Source organism: Bacillus sp. LR_5 (assembly GCF_042709275.1).
Map to the genome: position 1 here is coordinate 1 of NZ_JAVAXX010000377.1, position 4,978 is coordinate 4,978.

At 43.6% G+C, this 4,978-nt stretch carries 7 protein-coding genes; all 7 read right to left on the minus strand.

All coding sequences use genetic code 11. The annotated features are described in order from the left end of the window. Window positions 1–705 (minus strand): 23S rRNA pseudouridine(2605) synthase RluB (rluB, locus tag RAC86_RS35160; RefSeq protein WP_377886666.1); only part of this gene is annotated, 705 nt, incomplete at its 3' end. 91 nt (window positions 706–796) lie between these two features. Further along, on the minus strand, window positions 797–1,333 hold the full coding sequence (spmB, locus tag RAC86_RS35165; RefSeq protein WP_003230509.1) for a spore maturation protein SpmB: 537 nt from the start codon (window positions 1,331–1,333) through the stop codon (window positions 797–799). Window positions 1,334–1,337: 4 nt separating this feature from the next. After that, complete coding sequence (spmA, locus tag RAC86_RS35170) at window positions 1,338–1,928, minus strand: spore maturation protein SpmA (RefSeq protein WP_004398980.1); 591 nt, start codon at window positions 1,926–1,928, stop codon at window positions 1,338–1,340. Continuing rightward, entirely contained in the window at window positions 1,916–3,064 is a 1,149-nt protein-coding gene (dacB, locus tag RAC86_RS35175) for a D-alanyl-D-alanine carboxypeptidase DacB (protein WP_015251792.1), read from the minus strand. The genes spmA and dacB overlap by 13 nt, the downstream gene beginning before the upstream one ends. Window positions 3,065–3,186: 122 nt before the next feature. Continuing rightward, on the minus strand, window positions 3,187–3,726 hold the full coding sequence (locus tag RAC86_RS35180) for a YpuI family protein (protein ID WP_014477219.1): 540 nt from the start codon (window positions 3,724–3,726) through the stop codon (window positions 3,187–3,189). Between the two features lie 54 nt (window positions 3,727–3,780). Continuing rightward, complete coding sequence (gene scpB, locus RAC86_RS35185; protein WP_003223904.1) at window positions 3,781–4,374, minus strand: SMC-Scp complex subunit ScpB; 594 nt, start codon at window positions 4,372–4,374, stop codon at window positions 3,781–3,783. Beyond that, a partial coding sequence (gene scpA / locus RAC86_RS35190; protein WP_377886667.1) for a segregation/condensation protein A occupies window positions 4,364–4,978 on the minus strand: 615 nt, incomplete at its 5' end. The genes scpB and scpA, both read right to left, overlap by 11 nt.

The following is a 4,978-nucleotide window of genomic DNA, read 5'->3' on the forward strand; positions in this document are numbered from 1 at the left end:
TGCTCTGAGCCTTTTTACTTCGTGAGGCGTAAGCTCTCTGGCATCGCCCGTGTGCAGGCCTCGCAGGTTTAAAAACGCGTATTCCTCACGCTTCAGCTTGATTACCTCATGTCCGATCGCTTCAAACATGCGGCGCACCTGTCTGTTGCGTCCCTCATGGATCGTCAGCTGAATAATGCTTGTCTGCTTTTTCTTATCCAAAGACAGCAGCTTCGCTTTAGCAGGCGCTGTTTTGCCTTCCTCCAGCCTAATTCCGCGCTCCAGCTTTCTGAGCAGCTCTTTAGGCGGGATTCCTTTCACCTTCGCCACGTATGTTTTGTCTATTTCATACTTAGGATGCATTAGCTTATTGGCGAATTCGCCGTCATTGGTTAAAAGCAAAAGACCGCTCGTATCATAGTCCAGACGCCCAATCGGATAAATGCGCTGCGGAATATTTTTAAAAAAGTCCGTCACCACTTTGCGTCCTTTATCATCTTGCGCTGCGGAAATAACGCCTCTTGGTTTATATAAGAGAAAGTAAACCGGCTCTTCGCGTTCAACCTTTAACCCGTTTACCTCAATCTGATCAGAACCGGTGACCTTAACACCTAGCTCTGTTACTACTTTGCCATTCACCTTTACTTTTCCTTCTTTAATCAGCTCTTCTGCCTTTCTGCGCGACGCAACTCCGGCATGAGCAATCACTTTTTGCAGTCTTTCCATGTCTTTCACCTCAAGTATTATCTTACTTTTTTCAACCTTAACAAACAAGCTTTTTCAAATTCCTATGCCAAATCTAAAAAAAACGCCGTTTTCAGGCGCTCCCAAATAATAACGTAACGATGATGATAGATGCAACTACGCCGATTAAATCTGCAAGAAGTCCCACCTTTAATGCATCACCCATTTTTTTAATGCCGACTGCTCCGAAATACACAGTCAGTACGTAAAGCGTTGTATCTGTAGATCCCTGCATGACGGAAGCCAGCCTGCCGATAAAGGAATCGGGCCCGTATACTGCAATTAAATCGGTCGTCATTCCAAGTGCGGCCGTACCGGAGATCGGGCGGATCAGAGCAAGCGGCACTACTTCAGCAGGGATGCCGATAGCGGAGAAAGCCGGTTTTAAAAGATCCATTATAAAATCAAGCGCGCCTGATGATCTGAAAACAGTTATAGCGACAAGCATTCCGACTAAATAGGGGATAATGGAAAAGGCAATTTCTATCCCCTCTTTCCCGCCTTCGACAAACGATTCATATGTCGGAACCTTTTTGATCGTTCCATAAAGAAGAATTCCGGCAATAATGATTGGAATCATGGCTAAAGACAGCCAGTTGATGATTTCCATCCGCTCACCTTCCCTTCTTTTTGCGGCGGTAATAAAAATACCGATCAATGATAATGGCACCGATTCCGGAAATAAGCGTTGCCAAAATGCTTGGCCCGACGATATCTGTCGGCGTTTTGGAGGAATAAGCCATTCGGACAGCGATCACCGTTGTCGGGATGAGTGTGATGCAGGACGTATTAACAGCTAAAAAAGTAATCATCGACCGGCTTGCTTCCGATCGGTTTCCATTCAGCTTTTTCATTTGTTCCATTGCTTTAATGCCAAGCGGAGTTGCTGCATTTCCGAGGCCGAAGAAATTCGCCATAAGATTAGATAAAATATAGCCCATCGCCGGGTGATCCGGCGGTATATCAGGGAACAGCTTAGATATAAAAGGCCTGCACATCCGGCTGAAAATATCCAAAAGCCCTGACTGCTCGGCGATTTTCATTAAACCAAGCCAGAAAACAAGCACGCTCATCAATCCAAATGAGATCGTAATCGCTTCTTTCGCACCCTTAAACACGGCTTCATTTACATCTTGCAGTGTTCCGTTGCACATCGCAAAAACGAGTCCGATCACTGTTAAACTGACCCAAATTATATTGACCATTTTGCTCCGCCTGCCGCATTCAGAAAGATTGATTTAAACGTTTCAAAAAATTGTTTCTTCGGTTTTTGATGCCGCTCATTTTCATAATAGATCGGCACTTTTGCGATGGTTTCATCGTTGAACATGATCTCCATGTGCCCTACGATATCAGGGATTTTCGAGGCATCTTTTTCCCATGCTTTTTTCGGCTTGAGCAGTGTGGTATTAATTTTCACATCTTCTTTTTCCTCTTCGGTCAGCAAATAGGTGATATCACGTTTGATAAAAGCCTTCGATTCATAAAATGTGCCTTTCAGCTTTGGAATATCTCCTTTTTTTGCAATTAAATAGGTTTGATAATGCTCAAACACATAGTTAAACATCTTCATATGGTCATCCCAATCATTAGGGTCATTAATGGTGACGGCTATCAGGTCAATGCCGTCCTTTGAAGCCGTAGAGACCAGTGTCCGTTTTGCAAGTTTTGTATAGCCTGTTTTTCCTCCTGTGCTGTACGGATATAGCATGGTCAGCAGTTTATTTTTGTTTTTCCATACGCTTTCCATCGTTTCCGCTTTGTATATTTTTGTACCTGAAATCTTTTGATAGTCTTTCAGCTTCATAGCATACTTAGTTAAAATGGCCATGTCATAGGCTGTTGAATAATGATTTTCATGGTCGTCCAATCCGTGCGGGTTTTGAAAACGGGTGTTCTTCATACCAAGCTGCTCGGCTTTTTGATTCATCATATAAACAAACCCATCGAGGCTCCCACCGACATGCTCAGCAATCGCGACAGCGGCGTCGTTTCCTGATCTTAGCATCAGGCCATACACAAGATCTTTCAGCTTCACTTTTTGACCTTCTGTTAAATAAATGGCGGAGCCTTCTGTTCTGACAGCATTTGCCGAAACCGTCACCGTTTGATCCATTTTGCCGGATTCGATGGCGAGGACGGCGGTCATAATTTTTGTGATGCTCGCGATCCGCCTTTTTTGATGCTCATCCTTGGCATATAACACTCTGCCTGACGCACCGTCAATAATGATCGCGCTTTTTGCACTGACATCTATAGTAGCATGTGCTGTATTCACATTTACAGTTGCAATTAGAAAAGAAATCATGATCACGAATACTGCTTTTTTGAAAATGCGCATGTTTGCTCACGTCCTTGTGGTGGTTTGTACAAGTTTATGCGCATGTCCATCAGTTATGAATAACAATTATATTTCTGGAAGCAAACATAAAAAAACTCTCCCTGAAAAAGGGAGAGTAAACGTTATCTGATTGGCGCCATGCTTGATCCGGACGCTTCGTAATGAGCCAGCTCTTCCCTCATCTTCAGAAAGGCCGCGCTCAACGGCAATAATAATTGCTCAAGCGACGCAGGAACAGCATGATAAAACTCAATTGCGCTGACCCCAGTATAAGACGCCCGGCTATTTTCACACCACGTGTCTTTTTTCGGCATAAAGAACTCTTCAATGCATTGGTGATACACATTATAAAGTGTTTTTTCCGCTCTGGCTTCCTGAAAAGGCTCCTGCATCAGGAGACGGCGGCACGCTTCTGCGCCTCCTTCACAAAATACTGCCATTCTTCTCAGAGTGCTCAGCACATCACAGCAGTATCCTTTTTCAATAGGCAATTCAGCCTGTAAGGACTCAAGTGTCGTTTGATTTAGGTAATCGTTCACGGTATTGACAACCATTGATAAGAATTCGCCTGTTTTTTGAGTCTGCGCTCGCACAATCGAATGTCCCATTTCGTTTGGTATCTTCCCCTCATGTCTTTGTCTCTCACATTTTGCTTCTTTCATGATAGCTTCTTCCTTATATCTTATGATGATGAAAAAGCGCGATTCATTAAACTTCTATTTTATATCTTCGAAGGTTTGGTTAAAGTTTTCAAAAAATAAATCTGCTTCTTCTTGAAGAACGTCTTCTTCCGCATTTTCAGGCAGCGGCGGAAGCTCGTCCAGCGTTTTCAGACCGAATTGTTCAAGAAAAGTCGGCGTAGTACCGTATAAAATGGCCCGCCCCGGACCATCGGCACGCCCTACTTCACACAATAGCGCCTTCGCGACAAGACTGTGTAAAATCCGCTCTGATTTTACTCCTCTGATTTCTTCAATTTCTGCTCTCGTAATTGGCTGTTTGTATGAAACAATGGCCAGTACTTCTAAAGATGCTTGAGAAAGGCCCTTTGACGGCACTTCAATCAGTTTTTTCAAGTAAGGCGCAAAGTCTTTTTTGGTAGAGAGCATGTACGTATCTGCATACTCAATAAGTTCAATCCCTCGTGTATCTCCGCGGTATTCGTCCGCCACATCCGCCATGATCGTGTTCAGTTCAGGCTCTTCGATTTCAAGCACTGTTAACAGCTGCTTTTTTGTAAGCCCTTCATCGCCTGCCGCATAAAGAAGGGCTTCCACAATAGCTTTCCAATTCACGATATCAAGCCCCATGAATGGATTCACTCCCCGTAATGTAAATATCTGAAAAATTGTGCTCCTGTTCAATGAGGACCAGCTGATTTTTCATCAGCTCGAGAACAGCTAGAAAGGTCACTACTAAATGTTCTTTTTGCTCATATGGAAACAGATCCATAAAGTTGATTCTCGTTCCTCTAGATTTCAAGCTGTGCACGATTTCGTTCATTCTGGCTTCGATTGGTATGTCCTGTCTTGTAATTGTTGTTTCCATCGGCCTGTTTATTTTTTTGCGTTTCAGCACTTTTTGAAAAGCTCCGATCATATCATAGACCGTGACAGAGAGCTTTTGCTCAGACTGTTTTACTTCTTTTGCATATTCACTCAAATCACTCGGCGGTTTCGTGAACGATTTTTGTCTTTCTTCTTCCCGTTCTTTTAATTCCTTCGCCGCATCTTTATATTTTCGATACTCAATCAGCTTTTCAATCAGTTCCTCCCGCGGATCTTCTTCTTCAAGCAATTCATCTTCAAAAAGCTCCTCCTCTTGCTTTGGGAGCAGCATTCTGCTTTTAATGCTGAGCAGCGTGGCAGCCATAACCAAATACTCGCTGGCCATATCGAGCTCAAGCACACGCAT

Coding starts and splice junctions, on each gene's coding strand:
- RAC86_RS35180 (WP_014477219.1), bottom strand. CDS start 3,726: ATGAAAGAAGCAAAATGTGAGAGACAAAGACATGAGGGGAAGATACCA.
- spmB (WP_003230509.1), bottom strand. CDS start 1,333: ATGGAAATCATCAACTGGCTGTCTTTAGCCATGATTCCAATCATTATT.
- dacB (WP_015251792.1), bottom strand. CDS start 3,064: ATGCGCATTTTCAAAAAAGCAGTATTCGTGATCATGATTTCTTTTCTA.
- scpB (WP_003223904.1), bottom strand. CDS start 4,374: ATGGGGCTTGATATCGTGAATTGGAAAGCTATTGTGGAAGCCCTTCTT.
- spmA (WP_004398980.1), bottom strand. CDS start 1,928: ATGGTCAATATAATTTGGGTCAGTTTAACAGTGATCGGACTCGTTTTT.